The organism is Streptomyces sp. NPDC045021 (assembly GCF_056432645.1).
In genome coordinates this window covers 65,476-82,045 of record NZ_JBWKIQ010000021.1, presented here as the reverse complement: position 1 = coordinate 82,045, position 16,570 = coordinate 65,476, and the positions used below count along the sequence as shown (strand labels likewise).

Genomic DNA, 16,570 nt, shown 5'->3' with positions numbered 1-16,570 from the left:
CTTTGAATACTGTCCGTTTTGTCTAGCCTGACCGGGTCCCCTGTCTCACCGCGGAGGTGCGCCCCGATGACGGTTCCGCCCGCTCGCCCGCCCGCCACCCCGCCCCGCAGGCCCCGCCCGCCGGTCAATCCCGCCCGGCGGCCCGACAAGCGGCCCGGGAAGCGGTCGGGAGAACAGCCCGGCGGACGGTCCGGGCGGCAGCCGGTGCGCTGGAGCACCCGGATCGCCGGCGGGCTGGCGCTGGCGATCATCACGACCAGCGGCGTCGGCCACGCCGTGGTCAGCGGGGTGGGCGACAGCATCGGCCGGGTCGACGCCTTCGGCGGGATGCGGGACCGTCCCGGCAGCACCAGGGGTGTCAACTTCCTGCTGGTCGGCACCGACGGGCGCGACGGCCTGGACCCGAAGGACAAGGAGCGCTACCACCTCGGCGGCGCGCCCTGCCACTGCACCGACACGATCATGCTGGTGCACCTGTCGGAGGACCGCTCGCGGGTGAGCGTCGTCAGCATCCCACGCGACAGCTACGTCGTGCTGCCGCCGCACGACGAGGCGTTCAGCGGCGCCAAACACGTCAGCCACGCCGCGAAGATCAACGCGGCCTACGCGGACGGCGGCCCCCGGCTCACGGTCGCCACCGTCGAGAAGATGACAGGCGTGCACATCGACCACTATCTGGAGGTCGACTTCACCAGCTTCATGAAGACGGTGGACGTCCTCGGCGGAGTCCAGGTCTGCACCGTCCGCCCGCTCAAGGACTCCTACACCGGCCTCAACCTGCCCGTCGGCACCTCCGAACTGAACGGCGGCGCGGCCCTGCAGTACGTCCGCTCCCGCCACCTCGACGGCGCCTCCGACCTGGGCCGGATGCAGCGCCAGCAGCGCTTCCTCGCCCAGATCATCCACAAGATCACCAGCGGCGGGCTGCTCACCGACCCCGTCAAACTCAGCCGGATCGCCTCCACCGTGCTCGGGTCCGTCCGGGCCGACCAGGACCTCAAGCCGAAGGACCTGATCGCGCTGGCCCAGGGGCTGCGCGGCTTCACCCCCGGCTCGTCGGAGTTCACCTCGGTGCCGATCGGCAGCATGGGCTACCGGGTCAAGGGCATCGGCTCGACGGTGAAGTGGGACGACGCCAAGGCCGGCAAGCTCTGGGCGGCGATCCGCGCGGACCGGCCGCTGGCCGTCCACGCCCCGGCCGACGCCAAGCGCCGGCAGTCCCAGGTCGAGGTGGACATCGATCCGCGCTCGATCCGGGTCCAGGTCGACAACGGGACGGCCGTCACCGGCCTCGGCGACCGGGCGGACAAGGCGCTGCGCGCCACCGGCTTCGCCACCACCCGCTCCCCCGGCAACGCGACCGTGCACAACGTACCGCGCACCGTCATCCGCTTCGACCCCCGGTGGGACCGCTCGGCGAAGTCCCTGGCCGCCGCGCTGCCGGGCGCGGAACTGGTGCCGGCCACGGGGCAGGGACCGCTGATGAAGGTGACCCTCGGCGCCGGGTACAAGGGCGTCACGGCGGTACGGGCGCAGGACCCGACACCGGCCGCGGGCGGCGGGACCGGCGCGGTCACCGGCGACCAGGTGGTCTGCCCGTAGCCGAGCCGCCGGGCGCCCGTTGCCGGTTGTCGGTTGCGGTTGCCGGGCGCCGGTTGCCGCGCGGGTACAGGTACGTCTACGTCTAGTCGTCGAATCCTTCGGCGGCGCGCTTCTCGCGGAGCTCCTTGATCGCCTCACGCCGGGCGAGCCGGTGCATGCGGCGGATCTGCGCCTCCTGGTACCGCCGCTTGTCCGTCTCGGTCTCCGGGATCACCGGCGGGACCGGCCGGGTCCTGCCGTTCTCGTCGACCGCGGCGAACACGAGATAGGCGCTGCCGACCTGCGTCGCGGGGGTGGACTCGTTCCACCGCTCGGCCATCACGCGCACGCCGATCTCCATGGACGAGCGCCCGGTCCAGTTGCACTGGGCACGCACATGGACGAGGTCACCGACCCGGACCGGCTCCAGGAACACCATCTCGTCCATCGACGCGGTGACCGCGGGGCCGCCGGAGTGCCGGCCGGCGACGGCGCCCGCCGCGTCGTCGACGAGTTTCATGATCACGCCGCCGTGGACCGTGCCGAGCAGGTTGGTGTCGTGCGCCGTCATGATGTGCGACAGCGTCGTGCGGGCCGCCGCGGTCGGCTTGCCCGGAAGATCGCTTTCCGGGGCACTGCTGGCGAGATCGGTGGTCATGAGTCCACCCTAAGCCGGGCCGCGCGGCGAACGGCACCGGCGCCCGTCGCAACGGGCACCGGGGCCGCCGCCGGGCGGCAGGCGCTACGGCGTCAGTCGCACCGGAAGCTCGCGCAAGCTGTTGACCAGGATCGACGGGTTGTTCGCGAGCTGCTCCTCGGGCACCGCCAGCGTGAGGCCGGGGAAACGGTCGAAGAGCGCGGGCAGCGCGACCAGGGCCTCCAGCCGGCCGAGGGGGGCGCCGGGGCACACGTGCGGGCCGTAGCCGAAGGAGAGGTGCCGGGCGGCGTCGCGGGTGATGTCGAACTCCTCGGCGGTCGGCCCGTGCTGCACCTCGTCCCGGCCGATGGCGCCGTAGGAGACCATCACCGCGTCACCCTCCTTGATGACCACACCGCCGATCGGGATGTCCTCGGTGGCGTAGCGGAACAGGAAGTTGGTGGTCGGCGGCGACCAGCGCAGCGTCTCCTCGACGACCGCCTCCCAGGAGCAGTTCCCGGCGCGCAGGAGCGCCAGCTGATCGGGGTGGGTAAGCAGCCCGCGTACGGCGCTGACCATCAGGTTGATAGTGGTCTCGTGGCCTGCGGCGATCATGACCAGCAGGGTGCCGACGAGCTCCTCGTCGGAGAGCCGGTCGCCGCCCTCGGTGGCGGCGAGCAGCGCGCTGGTGAGGTCGTCGCCGGGCCGCCGCTTCTTCTCCTCCACGACGCCCGCGAAGAACGCGAACAGCTCGGCCATCGCCGCCCGCACCTCGTCGGCGGGGGTGACGCTGCTGAAGAAGGTGTCGTACAGCGCGCGCAGCCGGGTGTGCTCGGTGGCCTCGACGCCCATCAGCTCGCTGATGACGCGCATCGGCAGCTTGAACGCGAACGCGGTCTTGAAGTCGACGACGGCGCCGCCCGCGCCGGCGGTCTCGAGCTCGTCGAGGATCGTGCCGGTGATCTCCTCGATGCGCGGTCGCAGCCGCTCCATCCGGCGCGGGGTGAGCGCCTGGGCGGTCAGCAGACGCTGCCGCTTGTGGTCGTCGCCGTCGGCGGTGACCATGCTCGTGCCGGGGGCGACCAGACCGATCAGTGGCCAGGTGGTGGGGATCTCCCCGCGCGTCCAGGCGCCCCAGCGGTTGATGTCCTTCACCAGGCGCGAGTCGGTGAGCAGCCGGCGGGCTTCGGCGTGGCGCGTGACGGCCCAGCACTCGACCCCGCCCGGCACCTCGATCGGGACCACCGGGCCGGCCTGACGCAGCCGGGCGCCCTCCCCGACAAGATCACGTACGAGCGGGTCGAGGGCAATACGGCCGTGGTCAACGGGGCAGGTCATGGTTGCCTCCAAGGGGATGGCAGAAGCTGACCGTTCCGGCGACCCCATTGTCAATAACCCTTCAACGAACGGCGGTTCACGCGGTTGACGGATGGGCGCACTCCGACCGCCGGACGCGGGCGCCACAGCCCCTATCAGGGGCGCGCACCGCGGACGGAGCGCCCCCGTAGCTCCGCTGTAGCCTCACCGCGTCAACAAACTTTCACTGTCGGTCATTTGACGGCGCTACAGTGCGGCATCCGAAAGCCGAGTACGGGGAGGGGGACCGCATGCCGGGGAACCGCGCGGTGACCGACGGGGAGCAGCCTTTGAGCCACCCGTTGAGCTGCATACGCGCGGAGCGCGGCTGGACGTACCAGGACGTGGTCGACATCGTGGCCCGCCGGGTCGGAAACATGTCCGCGCGCCGGGAGAAGGCGTGGCGCTGGGAGCACCGCGGCGTCGTCCCCGATCTGGAGACCCAGCAGGCCCTCGCCAGCGAACTCGGCGTTCCGCACGCCCTGCTGTCCTCTGCTCCGTGGCCTGCCTGGCTGCCGGCGGGCGACCGTACGGCGGCGCGCGTCGCCTGGACACCGCAGGACTGCGTGGCCGCGCTCGACGCGACGGCCGGTACCGCGCTGCACGACCGGCGCGGGTTCGTGGTCACGGACGCGGGCAGCGCAGCTGCGGCCGCCCAGCGATGGCTCTCGCTCGCACCCCTGTCGTGGCCCCGCCCCGCGACCGTGCCGGCGCCGACGACCGTGGCCGCGCCGGCCCTCGTAGCCGCGTCCGGACCCATCCCGGTGCCGGTCTCCATACCGGTGCCGCTCTCCGTGCCGACGCAGCGCACGGGTCCGGCCGCCGTGCCCGACGCTCCCGTCCCACCCGTCCCACCCGCGCAGCTCGCCGCGCTCGCCGCACTGGAGGAACGGGTCCCCGCGCTGCGCCGGATGGAGGCCGCGCTCGGCGGCGGACCGGTCCGCGCGGTCGCCGACGCCGAGCTGCGCCTCGTCACCGATCTGCTGGCCAGGGGGCCCGCCGCGCGGCCAGGACCGGCCGCCGCCGCACTCCCGGCGCGGCGGTTGTTCGCTGTCGCGGGCGAGTTGGCGTGCCTCGCCGGCCGCGCCTGCTTCGACACCGGCCACGAGGCCGCTGCCGAGCGGTACTTCAGCGCCGCGCTCTCGGCCGCGCACGCGGCGGCCGACCGGCCGCTCGGAGCGCGGGTCCTCGCCGCCATGAGCCTGCAGTGCCTGAGCGCCGGCCGCCCGCAGGAGGCGCTGGCCATCGCGCGGGCGGCCCGCGCGGGCCTCGCCAGGGAAGCCGCGAGCGACGGCCGCGCCACCACCCCGACCCCACCCGTCGCGTCGGGCGAGCTTCCGGCCGCCGTACGCCACTCCTCGGCGCTGCTCATGGCCCGGCAGGCGCGGGCCCATGCCGTGCTGGGGCAGGCCGACGTGTGCCAGCGGCTGCTCGCCGCGGCGGGCGCCATCCTGACCCCGGACGCGCGGAGCAGCGCGGACCACCGCGCCGACTACTGCGCGGAGGCCGCGGCCTGCGAGTTCGCACTGGGCCGCCCCGCCGCCGCCGACCACTGGCTACGGCGGACCCTCGCCGCACTGCCCGAGGGCCGGGCCCGCGACCGGGCCGGCACCCTCGTCCTGCGGGCCGTGGCCGCGCTCGACCAGGGCGCCGTGGACCGGGCCCGGGAGCTGGCCACCGACGCCGGACGGGCGGTCGAGGGCATCGACTCCCCCCGGGTGCAGCGGGCCGTGGCGGCGTTGTGGGAGCGGCTGCACGGCCGTCCGGAGCGGCACGGCAGAGGCAGGGAGGCACCCGGCCGGGACCTCGCCATGACCGCCCTGTGACACCTGTGCGGGTATGCATCGGGTCTGCTACAGAACCGCCGGGGATTGCCGGTGTGCGGCATGCAGCGGGCACACTTTGCCTATGAGCGGATGGACCAACGAAGCAGAGCAGCGCCGGCGCACCGAGCCGCCACTGCCCCCCGAGCTGTCGCCGCGCCGCGCCGCGGCCGCCGCGGGGGCCGTGGGCGGGGTTCCCCCGCAGCCTTCGTACGGCGGCGGATCCGGCGGCGGCGACTACGGGCCGCCCAGCACCGGCGGCGGTCGCGGCCGGGGTTTCGGCCGGCGGCCCGGCAACCGCGCCCGCATCGTGAAGTTCACGTTGCTGGGCCTGGTCGTGGCGCTGCTGGTGGTCTCCGTGAGCACCTACTTCTGGGCCGACGGCAAGGTGCGCCGCGAGGTGGACCTCAGCAAGGTCGAGGACCGGCCGACCGGCGGCAAGGGCACGAACTACCTCATCGTCGGCTCCGACAGCCGTGAGGGGCTCTCCAAGGAGCAGGAGCAGGATCTCCACACCGGCGCCGCCGAGGGCAAGCGCACCGACTCGATGATGGTGCTGCACGTCGGTGACAACGGGAACACCATGCTCAGCCTGCCGCGTGACTCGTACGTCACCATCCCGGCCTTCACCGGCCAGCAGTCCGGCAAGCGCTACCCCGCGGCCACCCACAAGCTCAACCGGGCCTACGCGGACGGCGGCCCCGAGCTGCTCACCCGGACCGTCGAGTACAACACCGGTCTGCACATCGACCACTACGCCGAGATCGGTTTCTCCGGCTTCGTAAACCTGGTGGACGCGCTCGGCGGGGTCGACATGTGCCTCGACAAGCCGCTCAAGGACAAGGCGTCGGGCGCGGACTTCCCGGCCGGCTGCCAGACGCTCAACGGCAAGCAGGGCCTCGCCTTCGTCCGGCAGCGCCACCAGGAGGCCGACCAGGACCTGGGCCGGATGCGCAACCAGCAGAAGTTCCTGTCGTCGCTCGCCCACCAGGCGGCCTCGCCGGCCACCGTGCTGAACCCGTTCACGCTCTACCCGGTGATCAGCTCCGGCCTCGACACCCTCATCGTCGACAAGGACATGAGCTTGTGGAACATCACCTCGATGTTCTGGGCCATGAAGGGCGTGACCGGCGGTGACGGCAAGTCGATGACCGTCCCCATCTCCACCGCGAATCTGCCGACGCGCAACGACGGCGTAGCGGTGAAGTGGGACTCGACAAAGTCGAAGCAGTTGTTCTCTCAACTGAAGAACGACGAGACGGTCACCGTCACCGGAAAGCAATAGCGGAGTTTCCGCCCGGTTTGGCTGCTTCATCACCTAAGTGACTTACAGGGTCCTCACAGCATTCCCTATAGGGTCGGCCGTTCGATCCGGCGGCTCTATAGGGGTGTGAGACATGAAGACCGACGTTTCCGTCATAGTTCCCGTACTGGACAGACCAAGGTCCGATGCCTCCACGGCACCGACGGAAACACGGCCGGCACGCCGTACCGTAACCCCGACAAGAGTGGATTCCGTAACAGCGCTTCGCTGGTTCGCGGCTGCCGGCGTCTTCGCTTTCCACACCGACATGTATTTCGGCGAAATACCCTCCCTCGCGGCCCTCATGCACATCGGATATGAGGGAGTGCCTTTCTTCTTCGTTCTCTCCGGGTTCGTCATGGCCTGGTCCAGGAAGCCGGGCAGCACCGCCCGCCAGTTCTACTCGCGGCGGTTCGCGCGCATCTGGCCCCTGCTGGCCGTCACGGCGGTCGTGGCGGGCGTCCTGGAGAGGCAGTGGCACGGCACGCCCTTCTCGATCGAGGGCCTGCTGTACACCCTGAGCTTCACCCAGGCATGGACGACGGACCACTTCTTCACCATCAACATCGTGACCTGGACGCTCTCGGTGGAAGCCTTCTTCTACCTGGCGTTTCCCCTGCTCTACAAGGCGCTCGACCGGTGCGCCACACGGGGCCTGGGGCTGATCGCGATGCTCATGACGGCGACCACGGCCGGCACCCGGCTGTGGCCGGTCTGGCACCACTACCCGGCCGCGACGGAGCGCCTGATCGTCGCTTCCCCGCTCGCGCTCACCCCGATGTTCGTCCTCGGGATCTGCGCCGCGGTGGCCACCAGGCGCGGCTGGCGGCCACCGGTCGGCGCCCGCGTCTCCATCGCCCTGCTGGTCGGAACCATCGCCTTCTGCTGGGCATGGAGCAGGCATCCGCAATGGGTCCCACACATAGCGCCGGCGCCCGGGATATTCGACGCGCTGTTCATGCCGGTCTTCGCCCTCACCATAACGACGATGGCATTGCGCGACGTACGGAGCGGCGCCTCCCTGCTGCGCCGCAGGGCCCTGGTCAAACTCGGGGAATGGTCGTTCGCCTTCTACATGTGTCACGCGATCGTGCTCCGGGCATTCAGCCACTACGGCTCGGATGCGAGCCCCGGAGTGCGGCACGATGCCGTCGTGGTCGCCATCATGCTGGTGAGTTCGGTCACAGTCGCAGCGTTTCTTCATGAATGCGTGGAGAAGCCTGTCGAACGGCGGCTGAAACGTCTGTGGAGTCCCGGAAGAAGAGCCGCTCCGGTCCCCGCCTGAATGATCACGCAAAAAGCCGGAGGCACTCGACTGAGTGCCTCCGGCTTTTTGCGTGGACGGTGCGAAGTTGCTTCCCCGGCAGGTTACTTCGGCAGGTTGCGCGCCATCACGATGCGCTGGACCTGGTTGGTGCCCTCGTAGATCTGGGTGATCTTGGCGTCGCGCATCATGCGCTCGACCGGGTAGTCGCGTGTGTAGCCGTAGCCGCCGAGCAGCTGGATGGCGTCGATGGTGACCTCCATCGCGACGTCCGAGGCGTAGCACTTGGCGGCGGCACCGAAGAACGTCAGGTCCTCGTCCTTGGCGCCACCGGAGGTGCGCTCGGACTTGGCGGCGGCCGCGTACGTCAGCTGGCGGGCGGCTTCCAGCTTCATGGCCATGTCGGCGAGCATGAACTGGACGCCCTGGAACTCGGCGATCGCCTTGCCGAACTGCTTGCGCTCGTGGACGTAACCCTTGGCGTAGTCCAGCGCGCCCTGCGCGATACCGATCGCCTGCGCGGCGATGGTGACGCGGGTGTGGTCGAGGGTCTTCATCGCGGTGGCGAATCCGGTGCCCTCGGCGCCGATCATGCGGTCGGCGGGGATGCGCACGTTGTCGAGGTAGACCTCGCGGGTCGGCGAGCCCTTGATGCCGAGCTTCTTCTCCGGGGCGCCGAAGGAGACGCCCTCGTCGGACTTCTCGACGACGAAGGCGCTGATGCCCTTGGAGCGCTTCTCGGGGTCGGTGACGGCCATCACCGTGTAGTACTCGCTGACGCCCGCGTTGGTGATCCAGCGCTTCACGCCGTTGAGGACGTAGAAGTCGCCGTCACGCACCGCGCGGGTCTTCATACCGGCCGCGTCGGAGCCCGCCTCGGGCTCGGACAGGGCGTACGAGAACATCGCGTCGCCCTTGGCCAGCGGGCCGAGGTACTTCGCCTTGAGCTCCTCGGAGCCGGACAGGATCACCGGGAGCGAGCCGAGCTTGTTCACGGCCGGGATGAGGGAGGACGACGCGCAGACGCGGGCCACCTCCTCGATCACGATCACGGTGGCCAGGGCGTCCGCGCCCGCGCCGCCGTACTCCTCCGGGACGTGCACGGCGTGCAGGTCGGCCGCGATCAGCGCGTCGAGGGCCTCCTGCGGGAAGCGGCCCTCCTCGTCGACCTCGGTCGCGAATGGAGCGATCTTCGCCTCGGCGAGCGAACGGACCGAGTCGCGGAGCATGTCGTGCTCCTCGGACGTCCGGTAGAGGTCGAAATCGGAAGAACCGGCCAAGGCTGTCTCACTCCCCGAGTGCTAACTACCGTTAAGTAACCCTCCGATCGTAGGCCCGATCGGGCCGATCGGCCCGTCCGGCCTACGTGAGCTTCATGACACCTTGTTGCCCAGCCTGTCGAGGGTGTTGGACGCCACATAGTCCGCCATCGTGTCGTTGCGCAGCGCTTCCCACAGGGCCGATGTGCCATTGCCGTCGAGCAGGACCACCGACTGGCCCTTGATCATGTCGAAGCCGGCGACGGGTGCGTTCATGAACACCATGTCCGAGGACCTGACGCCCTTCATGCCCCAGATCAGGTCCCGCAGATCGCCGTCCGACAGCTGGTCGTCGACGCTCACCGAGTTCGTCACCTCGTCCAGCATCCGCTTCGCCTTGAGCGGGTTGCTGAGGGTGTCCCCCGACAGCACCTTGGCCAGCACCGCGCGCAGGAAGTTCTGCTGCCGGTGGGTGCGGTCCAGGTCGCCGCGCGGCAGGCCGTGCCGCTCACGTACGTAGTCCAGCGCCTCGTCGCCGTCCATGTGGTGGGTGCCCGCGTCCCACATCCCGGCGCCGTTCTTGCGGGAGACGGTCTTGTCGACGGTGATGTCCACCCCGCCGACGGCGTCGGTCAGCTTCTTGAAGCCGCTCCAGTCGACCACCGCGAGGTGGTCGATCTTCACCTTCGACAGCCGCTGCACCGTGTCGATCAGCAGCGGCGGGCCACCCCAGGAGAAGGCCGCGTTCAGCTTGGCGCTGCCGTGGCCCGGGACCGGCACCCAGGAGTCACGGGGCAGCGAGACCACATACGCGTGCTTCCCGTCATCCGGCAGGTGCACCAGCATCATCGTGTCGCTGCGCTGTGCACCCGGCTTCCACTCCGGCGCCTTCGCGCCCTTGCCGGTGGTCGGCAGATCCGAGCGCGCGTCTATACCGACCAGCAGAAACGTTTGCCCGCCCTTACTGGGCGCGGGCTGCTCCGCGGCCGGCACATTCGTCGGGAACGCGTTCGGGATCCGGTCGACCCGGCCCGTGTAGTGCTCGTACGCGTACCAGCCCGTGCCGACGATCAGCAGCGCTCCGGTGCACAGCAGCACCACGGCGCCGAGCAGCACGCGACGGGTCCTGCGCCGGCGCCGGGCCCTGCGGACCTGGGTCTCCTGCGGATCCTCCGGCGCTCCGGGGATCAGACTCCCGGCCTCCTCGGGTTCGCCGGACTCCTCCGGCTCGTCCGGCCCCTCCGACTGATCCGCTCGGTCGGTCCGCTCGGCCGCCCCCTCGGGTCCCTGTTCGGAACCCTCCTCGGGTCTCGGTACCACGTCCCCCTGGCCGGCTCGGTCCACGGCCCCCACCCCCTCGCACTGTCTACGCATTCTGTCCTTCCTGTGTGGACTCTGGCCATGGCCTCACCCTGGATTTCACACACCAGGACGCGACTATGCTCTTCGCATGCCTCTGAAGCTCACCGTCATCGGCACCGGTTACCTCGGCGCCACCCACGCTGCCGCCATGGCCGAGCTCGGCTTCGAGGTACTGGGGCTGGACATCGACCCCCGCAAGATCGAGCTGCTGTCCGGCGGCAAGGTACACATGTACGAGCCGGGCCTCGAAGACCTGCTCGCCCGGCACGTCGCCGGTATCGAGGGTTCGACCGGGCGACTGCGCTTCACCACTTCGTGGGAAGAGGTCGCCGAGTTCGGCGACGTCCACTTCGTCTGCGTCAACACCCCGCAGAAGCACGGCGAGTACGCCTGCGACATGTCCTACGTCGACAGCGCCTTCGAACTGCTCGCCCCGCATCTGCGGCGGCCCACCCTCGTCGTCGGCAAGTCCACCGTGCCGGTGGGCAGCGCTGCCCGGCTCGCGGCCCGGCTCGCCGAACTGGCTCCTGTCGGGGACGGCGCCGAAGTCGCCTGGAATCCCGAGTTCCTGCGCGAGGGCTTCGCCGTCCAGGACACCCTGCACCCCGACCGGGTCGTCGTCGGCGTCGCGAGCGCGCACGCCGAGAAGCTGCTGCGCGAGGTTTACGCGACGCCGGTCGCAGAAGGTACGCCGTTCGTCGTCGCCGACTACCCCACCGCTGAACTGGTCAAGACGGCCGCCAACGCCTTCCTCGCCACGAAGATCTCCTTCATCAACGCCATGGCCGAGGTCTGCGAGGCCGGCGACGGCGATGTCGTCAAGCTCGCCGAGGCGATCGGCCACGACGACCGGATCGGCCACAAGTTCCTGCGGGCCGGCATCGGCTTCGGCGGCGGCTGCCTGCCCAAGGACATCCGCGCGTTCATGGCACGCGCCGGTGAACTCGGCGCCGACCAGGCGCTGACGTTCCTGCGCGAGGTCGACTCGATCAACATGCGGCGCCGCGGTCACATGGTCGAGCTCGCCCGGGAGGCGGTCGGCGGCGTCAGCTTCCTCGGGAAGCGGATCGCGGTACTGGGCGCGGCGTTCAAGCCGGACTCCGACGACGTACGGGATTCGCCTGCGCTCAACGTGGCCGGGCAGATCCACCTGCAGGGCGGCCAGGTCACGGTCTACGACCCCAAGGGCATGGACAACGCCCGGCTGCTCTTCCCCACCCTGGGGTACGCGGACAGCGCGCTCGACGCGGTGCGCGGCGCGGATGTTGTCCTGCACCTCACCGAGTGGAGCGAATTCCGGGAACTCGACCCGACGGCCCTGGGCGAGGTCGCGGCGACGCGGCACATCATCGACGGCCGCAATGCGCTTGAGCCATCGCTTTGGCGTTCGGCGGGCTGGAAGTTCCGGGCGATGGGTCGCCCGTCGGCGTAACGCCGGCTGCGGGCTGCCTGCGGTGGACGGCTGGCCGTTCGCTGTGGGTGAGGGGGCCGGGCCCTCCGGGGCGGGGCTTCGAAATCGACTATTTACGGGCCTGGCGGCCCACAAATAGCTCGGCAGCATTTCGAAACCCCACCCCTGCGGCCCCGGCCCCCTCACGTCACCGACGGCGCGAGTGCGGGTCACCCTCCGGCCTGAGGTGGGGGGTCGGGAAGGCTGGTCCCGCCACCTGCCGTCTGTTGGCGGCTGGGGGCCGCTCTCCTCGGATTGCCCGGGCTAGTGGCATAGCTCGCGAGGGCTCGCGGGGGACGTGGGGGTCTACGAACCCGATGCCCGCTGCCCTACCCGCCTAGGTCGTACGACTCCGATAGGCGCGCATTTTGGCGCGGCTGCCGCAGACTGCCATCGTGCACCAGCGGCTGCGGCCGGCTGGGCTGCGGTCGTAGTAGACCCAGCGGCAGTTGTGGGCCGCGCAGGCCTTGAGCCGGGGCCAGGTGCCGTCGGCGACGGCGGTGGCTATACCTGCCGCGATGTGGGCGGTGAGAGCGGCGGCCCCGGTCAGTCCGCCGGCGGGACGCACCGCGGCCGCGCCTTCCGCGTCGATCGCCAACAGCAGCGGCGCGCCGCGCAGTAGCCGCTCCAGTTCCGCGGCCGCCGCGTCGGGCAGCCGCGTTCCCGTGTGCGCCTGGCAGGCGTCCCGCAGCGCCTCGCGGAGGGCGAGCACGTCATCGAGGTCGGCCGGGCCGAAGCCCAGTTCGGGCAGTCCGTGCAACCGCGCCCAGGCGTCGAGGTCGGTGGGTGCGCGCAGTTGGTCCTCGGCCGACTCCAGGTCGACGGTGTTCGCCAGGTCCTGGACCAGAAGGAGGAGTCCAGGAGCGGGGGCGCGTTCTCCGGGCTGCTCCACCCTTGCCACGTTACCTCCACTGGGCCATCATGAAGTAACGGTTACCGGTTGAGCGCTAATAGCGGTAACGACATCGAGAGAGGCGGACTTCATGATCGGCAAGCTGGGTTCCGTGGTGCTGGACTGTCCCGACCCCAAGGGGCTCGCCGCCTTCTACGCGGCGGTGCTGGGCGGTGATGTGGAAGAGGCCGACGACGACTGGGTCGTGCTGCGCGCGACCGACGGCGTCAAGCTGTCGTTCCAGCGGGCTCCGGAGCTGGTGGAGCCGCAGTGGCCCGACCCGGAGCGGCCGCAGCAGTTCCACATCGACGTGGCCGTGGAGAACCTGGACGCGGCACAGGAGGCGGTGCTCGCTCTCGGCGCCAAACTCCTGGAGGGCGACCACGACGGCAAGCGCGACTGGCGCGTCTTCGCCGACATCGCCGGCCACCCCTTCTGCCTCTGCGCCTGCTGAGGCTCTCCACTACCTGCTGACGGAGGGAGCAGGGACAGCGAGCCGCAGACGGCAGCGGACGTGAGGGGGACGGGGCCGTAGGAGTGGGGTTTCGAAATGCTGCCGAGCTATTTGTGGGCCGCTGGGGGCACCCCCGGCGGAAGGCTGGGGGAACGTAAATAGTCGATTTCGAAGCCCCGCTCCGGAGGGCCCGGCCCCCGCACCCACAGCGCGCGCCGGCGCTAGCCGTCCAGCTCCGTGATCGTCGCCAGCGACGGACCCCGCTTCGCCCGCGCCACCGCGCCGGCCGACTCCGCGTCGCGCAGCACCCGCACCGCGTTCTGCCACGTCAGCTTCGCCAGGTCCGCGTCCGACCAGCCCCTGCCCAGGAGTTCGGCGATGAGGTTCGGGTAGCCCGCGACGTCGTCGAGGCCCGACGGGGTGAAGGCCGTGCCGTCGAAGTCGCCGCCGAGGCCGAGGTGGTCGACGCCCGCCACCTCGCGCATGTGGTCGAGGTGGTCCGCGACCGTGGCCGGGGTCGCGACCGGGCGCGGGTGCGCCGCCTCGTAGGCGCGCTGGACTGCCATCCCCGCGGGCGTGGTGTCGAGGTGGTGCAGACCGTTGGCCCGCATGTTCTCGTCGGCGGCCTGGGTCCAGGCGACCGCGTCGGTGAGGATGAACTTCGGAACGAAGGTGGCCATCGCGACGCCGCCGTTGGCGGGCAGCAGCGCGAGGACGTCGTCCGGGATGTTGCGGACGTGGTCGCAGACCGCACGCGACGAGGAGTGCGAGAAGATGACCGGCGCTTCGCTGACGCGCAGCGCATCCCTCATCGTGTCGGCGGAGACGTGCGACAGGTCGACGAGCATGCCGCAGCGGTTCATCTCCCGGACGACCTCCTCGCCGAAGGCGGTGAGGCCGCCCGCGCGGCGCTCGTCGGTCGCCGAGTCCGCCCACGGGAGGTTGTCGTTGTGGGTGAGCGTCATGTAGCGGACGCCGAGCTGGTGCAGCGCCCGCAGGGTGGCGAGCGAGTTGTTGATGCTGTGGCCGCCCTCGGCGCCCATCAGGGAGGCGATCCGGCCCTCGGCGCGCGCCGTCTCCATGTCGTCGGCGGTGAGCGCGAGCCGCAGGTCGTCGGGGTAGCGCTCCGTCATCCGGAGCACCACGTCGATCTGTTCGAGCGTCGCGGAGACCGCGTCGTCGCCGGCCAGGTCGCTCCGCACGTAGACCGACCAGAACTGCGCGCCGACGCCGCCCGCGCGCAGTCGCGGGATGTCGGTGTGCAGCGACGCGCTCTGGTCGGTGCCGATGTCGAGCCGGTCGAGGTCGTAGCGGACCTGCTCGCGCAGCGCCCACGGCAGATCGTTGTGTCCGTCCACGACGGGGTGGGCGGCGAGCAGTTCCGTGGCGCGGGCGATCAGGTCCATCAGGTCTCCTTGGTTACTTGCCGAACCCGAAGCCTGCCGCACCCTGGACCTTGGCGCGCAGTCGCTTGCCCTTGTCGGTGGCCTGCTCGTTGAGCTCTTCCTGGAAGTGCCGCATCCTGCCGAGCAGTTCGGGGTCGTGCGCGGCGAGCATGCGGACCGCGAGCAGGCCCGCGTTGCGCGCGCCCGCGACGGACACCGTGGCGACCGGGACGCCGGCCGGCATCTGGACGATGGAGAGCAGCGAGTCCATGCCGTCGAGGTACTTCAGCGGTACGGGCACGCCGATGACCGGCAGCGGGGTGACGGAGGCGAGCATGCCCGGCAGGTGGGCGGCGCCGCCGGCGCCCGCGATGATCGCCTTGAGGCCGCGGCCGTCGGCCTGCTCGCCGTACGCGATCATCTCGCGCGGCATCCGGTGCGCGGAGACGACGTCGACCTCGTACGGGACCTCGAACTCGTCCAGTGCCTGGGCGGCGGCTTCCATGACAGGCCAGTCGGAGTCGGAGCCCATGACGATGCCGACGAGAGGGGACGGAGTCATTCGGTGATCGTTCCTCGCAGGTAGTCGGCCGCGTGCCGGGCGCGCTCGCGCGTGTCCGCCAGGTCGTCGCCGTAGGTGTTGACGTGGCCGACCTTGCGGCCGGGCTTCACGTCCTTGCCGTACATGTGGATCTTGAGCTGCGGGTCGCGGGCCATGCAGTGCAGGTACGCGGTGTACATGTCCGGGAAGTCGCCGCCGAGGACGTTGGCCATGACGGTCCACTTCGCGCGCGGGCGCGGGTCGCCGAGCGGCAGGTCCAGTACGGCGCGGACGTGGTTGGCGAACTGGGAGGTGATCGCGCCGTCCTGCGTCCAGTGGCCGCTGTTGTGCGGGCGCATCGCCAGCTCGTTGACCAGGATCCGGCCGTCCCGCGTCTCGAAGAGCTCGACCGCGAGGTGCCCGACGACGCCCAGCTCGGCGGCGATGGTCAGCGCGAGCTGCTGCGCCTGCGCGGACAGCTCGGCACTGAGGTTCGGCGCGGGGGCGATGACCATGTCGCACACCCCGTTGACCTGCACGGATTCCACGACCGGGTAGGAGACGGCCTGGCCGTGCGGCGAGCGCACCACGTTGGCGGCCAGCTCCCGTACGAAGTCGACCTTCTCTTCCGCGAGCACCGGGACACCGGCCAGGAAGGGATCGGCGGCCCCGTCCTCGTCGCGCACGATCCACACGCCCTTGCCGTCGTATCCGCCGACCACGGTCTTGAGGATGACGGGGAAACCGTCGCCCTCCGCCGCGAACCGCGCCACGTCCGCCGGGTCCGTGACGATCCGGTGCCGCGGGCACGGCACCCCGATCTCGCTGAGCTTCGCCCGCATGACGCCCTTGTCGTGGGCGTGCTGCAGGGCGTCGGGACCCGGACGGACGGCGATGCCGTCGGCCTCCAGGGCCCGCAGGTGCTCGGTGGGGACGTGTTCGTGATCGAACGTGATCACGTCGCAACCGTGGGCGAAGGCCCGCAGGGTCTCCAGATCGCGGTAGTCGCCGATGACGACATCGCTCACCACCTGCGCCGCCGAGTCCAGCGGGGTGTCGCTGAGCAGTTTGAACCTAATACCGAGCGGGATACCCGCTTCGTGGGTCATACGGGCGAGCTGGCCGCCGCCGACCATGCCGACTACCGGGAATGTCACGTTCCCCAGGATATCGGGCGGGCGGGCCCCCGAATGACGCCACCCACGGGCAGGCCCTCAGCCCGTGCGGTTAGCATGAAGAGCCAGTACGACTGGACCACGAGCC

At 70.6% G+C, this 16,570-nt stretch carries 14 protein-coding genes; 6 read left to right on the top strand and 8 right to left on the bottom strand.

Annotation, left to right across the window (positions count from 1 at the left end; all coding sequences use genetic code 11):
* Positions 1-66 precede the first annotated feature (66 nt).
* Positions 67-1,602, top strand: a complete 1,536-nt coding sequence (locus AC07DC_RS38980; RefSeq protein ID WP_478919530.1) for an LCP family protein — start codon at positions 67-69, stop codon at positions 1,600-1,602.
* Between the two features lie 82 nt (positions 1,603-1,684).
* Here the strand turns inward: AC07DC_RS38980 and AC07DC_RS38975 are convergent, their stop codons facing one another.
* Both AC07DC_RS38975 and AC07DC_RS38970 read right to left on the bottom strand, forming a co-directional pair.
* Positions 1,685-2,239, bottom strand: a complete 555-nt coding sequence (locus tag AC07DC_RS38975) for an acyl-CoA thioesterase (RefSeq protein WP_478919528.1) — start codon at positions 2,237-2,239, stop codon at positions 1,685-1,687.
* Between the two features lie 84 nt (positions 2,240-2,323).
* A complete protein-coding gene (locus AC07DC_RS38970) occupies positions 2,324-3,556 on the bottom strand; it encodes a cytochrome P450 family protein (protein WP_478919527.1) in 1,233 nt (410 codons plus the stop codon).
* A gap of 269 nt (positions 3,557-3,825) precedes the next feature.
* Here AC07DC_RS38970 and AC07DC_RS38965 point away from each other — a divergent pair, with 269 nt between their 5' ends.
* From AC07DC_RS38965 to AC07DC_RS38955, 3 genes are all read left to right on the top strand, one after another.
* A complete protein-coding gene (locus AC07DC_RS38965) occupies positions 3,826-5,400 on the top strand; it encodes a hypothetical protein (protein ID WP_478919526.1) in 1,575 nt (524 codons plus the stop codon).
* Between the two features lie 82 nt (positions 5,401-5,482).
* A complete protein-coding gene (locus AC07DC_RS38960) occupies positions 5,483-6,682 on the top strand; it encodes an LCP family protein (protein WP_478919525.1) in 1,200 nt (399 codons plus the stop codon).
* Between the two features lie 223 nt (positions 6,683-6,905).
* Positions 6,906-7,985 carry an acyltransferase family protein gene (locus tag AC07DC_RS38955; protein WP_478919524.1) on the top strand — a complete coding sequence of 360 codons (1,080 nt, stop codon included), beginning with the start codon at positions 6,906-6,908 and terminating at the stop codon, positions 7,983-7,985.
* A gap of 83 nt (positions 7,986-8,068) precedes the next feature.
* Here AC07DC_RS38955 and AC07DC_RS38950 read toward each other — a convergent pair whose 3' ends face one another.
* Positions 8,069-9,244, bottom strand: a complete 1,176-nt coding sequence (locus AC07DC_RS38950) for an acyl-CoA dehydrogenase family protein (RefSeq protein WP_138356131.1) — start codon at positions 9,242-9,244, stop codon at positions 8,069-8,071.
* A 93-nt stretch (positions 9,245-9,337) separates the two neighbouring features.
* Entirely contained in the window at positions 9,338-10,567 is a 1,230-nt protein-coding gene (locus tag AC07DC_RS38945; protein ID WP_478919523.1) for an LCP family protein, read from the bottom strand.
* Between the two features lie 106 nt (positions 10,568-10,673).
* Between AC07DC_RS38945 and AC07DC_RS38940 the strand changes: the two genes are divergently transcribed.
* Positions 10,674-12,017: a UDP-glucose dehydrogenase family protein gene (locus tag AC07DC_RS38940; protein ID WP_478919522.1), complete on the top strand. Its 1,344-nt coding sequence runs from the start codon at positions 10,674-10,676 to the stop codon at positions 12,015-12,017.
* A 355-nt stretch (positions 12,018-12,372) separates the two neighbouring features.
* Here AC07DC_RS38940 and AC07DC_RS38935 read toward each other — a convergent pair whose 3' ends face one another.
* Entirely contained in the window at positions 12,373-12,927 is a 555-nt protein-coding gene (locus tag AC07DC_RS38935) for a CGNR zinc finger domain-containing protein (RefSeq protein ID WP_478919521.1), read from the bottom strand.
* A 91-nt stretch (positions 12,928-13,018) separates the two neighbouring features.
* Between AC07DC_RS38935 and AC07DC_RS38930 the strand changes: the two genes are divergently transcribed.
* A complete protein-coding gene (locus AC07DC_RS38930; protein ID WP_478919520.1) occupies positions 13,019-13,381 on the top strand; it encodes a VOC family protein in 363 nt (120 codons plus the stop codon).
* A 221-nt stretch (positions 13,382-13,602) separates the two neighbouring features.
* On the opposite strand, the gene AC07DC_RS38925 is transcribed toward AC07DC_RS38930, so the two are convergent.
* The 3 genes from AC07DC_RS38925 to AC07DC_RS38915 are packed head-to-tail and all read right to left on the bottom strand — an operon-like array spanning position 13,603 to position 16,464.
* Positions 13,603-14,787 carry a dipeptidase gene (locus AC07DC_RS38925; protein ID WP_478919519.1) on the bottom strand — a complete coding sequence of 395 codons (1,185 nt, stop codon included), beginning with the start codon at positions 14,785-14,787 and terminating at the stop codon, positions 13,603-13,605.
* A 13-nt stretch (positions 14,788-14,800) separates the two neighbouring features.
* Positions 14,801-15,328: a 5-(carboxyamino)imidazole ribonucleotide mutase gene (gene purE / locus AC07DC_RS38920; RefSeq protein ID WP_478919518.1), complete on the bottom strand. Its 528-nt coding sequence runs from the start codon at positions 15,326-15,328 to the stop codon at positions 14,801-14,803.
* Complete coding sequence (locus AC07DC_RS38915) at positions 15,325-16,464, bottom strand: 5-(carboxyamino)imidazole ribonucleotide synthase (protein WP_478919517.1); 1,140 nt, start codon at positions 16,462-16,464, stop codon at positions 15,325-15,327. Before AC07DC_RS38915 ends, purE begins: the two co-directional genes overlap by 4 nt.
* Between the last annotated feature and the right edge of the window lie 106 nt (positions 16,465-16,570).

What these genes read in the sequence shown, in the direction of transcription:
- AC07DC_RS38965 (WP_478919526.1), top strand. Translation starts at nt 3,826, where the DNA reads ATGCCGGGGAACCGCGCGGTGACCGACGGGGAGCAGCCTTTGAGCCAC.
- AC07DC_RS38975 (WP_478919528.1), bottom strand. Translation starts at nt 2,239, where the DNA reads ATGACCACCGATCTCGCCAGCAGTGCCCCGGAAAGCGATCTTCCGGGC.
- AC07DC_RS38980 (WP_478919530.1), top strand. Translation starts at nt 67, where the DNA reads ATGACGGTTCCGCCCGCTCGCCCGCCCGCCACCCCGCCCCGCAGGCCC.
- AC07DC_RS38930 (WP_478919520.1), top strand. Translation starts at nt 13,019, where the DNA reads ATGATCGGCAAGCTGGGTTCCGTGGTGCTGGACTGTCCCGACCCCAAG.
- AC07DC_RS38940 (WP_478919522.1), top strand. Translation starts at nt 10,674, where the DNA reads ATGCCTCTGAAGCTCACCGTCATCGGCACCGGTTACCTCGGCGCCACC.
- AC07DC_RS38970 (WP_478919527.1), bottom strand. Translation starts at nt 3,556, where the DNA reads ATGACCTGCCCCGTTGACCACGGCCGTATTGCCCTCGACCCGCTCGTA.
- purE (WP_478919518.1), bottom strand. Translation starts at nt 15,328, where the DNA reads ATGACTCCGTCCCCTCTCGTCGGCATCGTCATGGGCTCCGACTCCGAC.
- AC07DC_RS38925 (WP_478919519.1), bottom strand. Translation starts at nt 14,787, where the DNA reads ATGGACCTGATCGCCCGCGCCACGGAACTGCTCGCCGCCCACCCCGTC.
- AC07DC_RS38960 (WP_478919525.1), top strand. Translation starts at nt 5,483, where the DNA reads ATGAGCGGATGGACCAACGAAGCAGAGCAGCGCCGGCGCACCGAGCCG.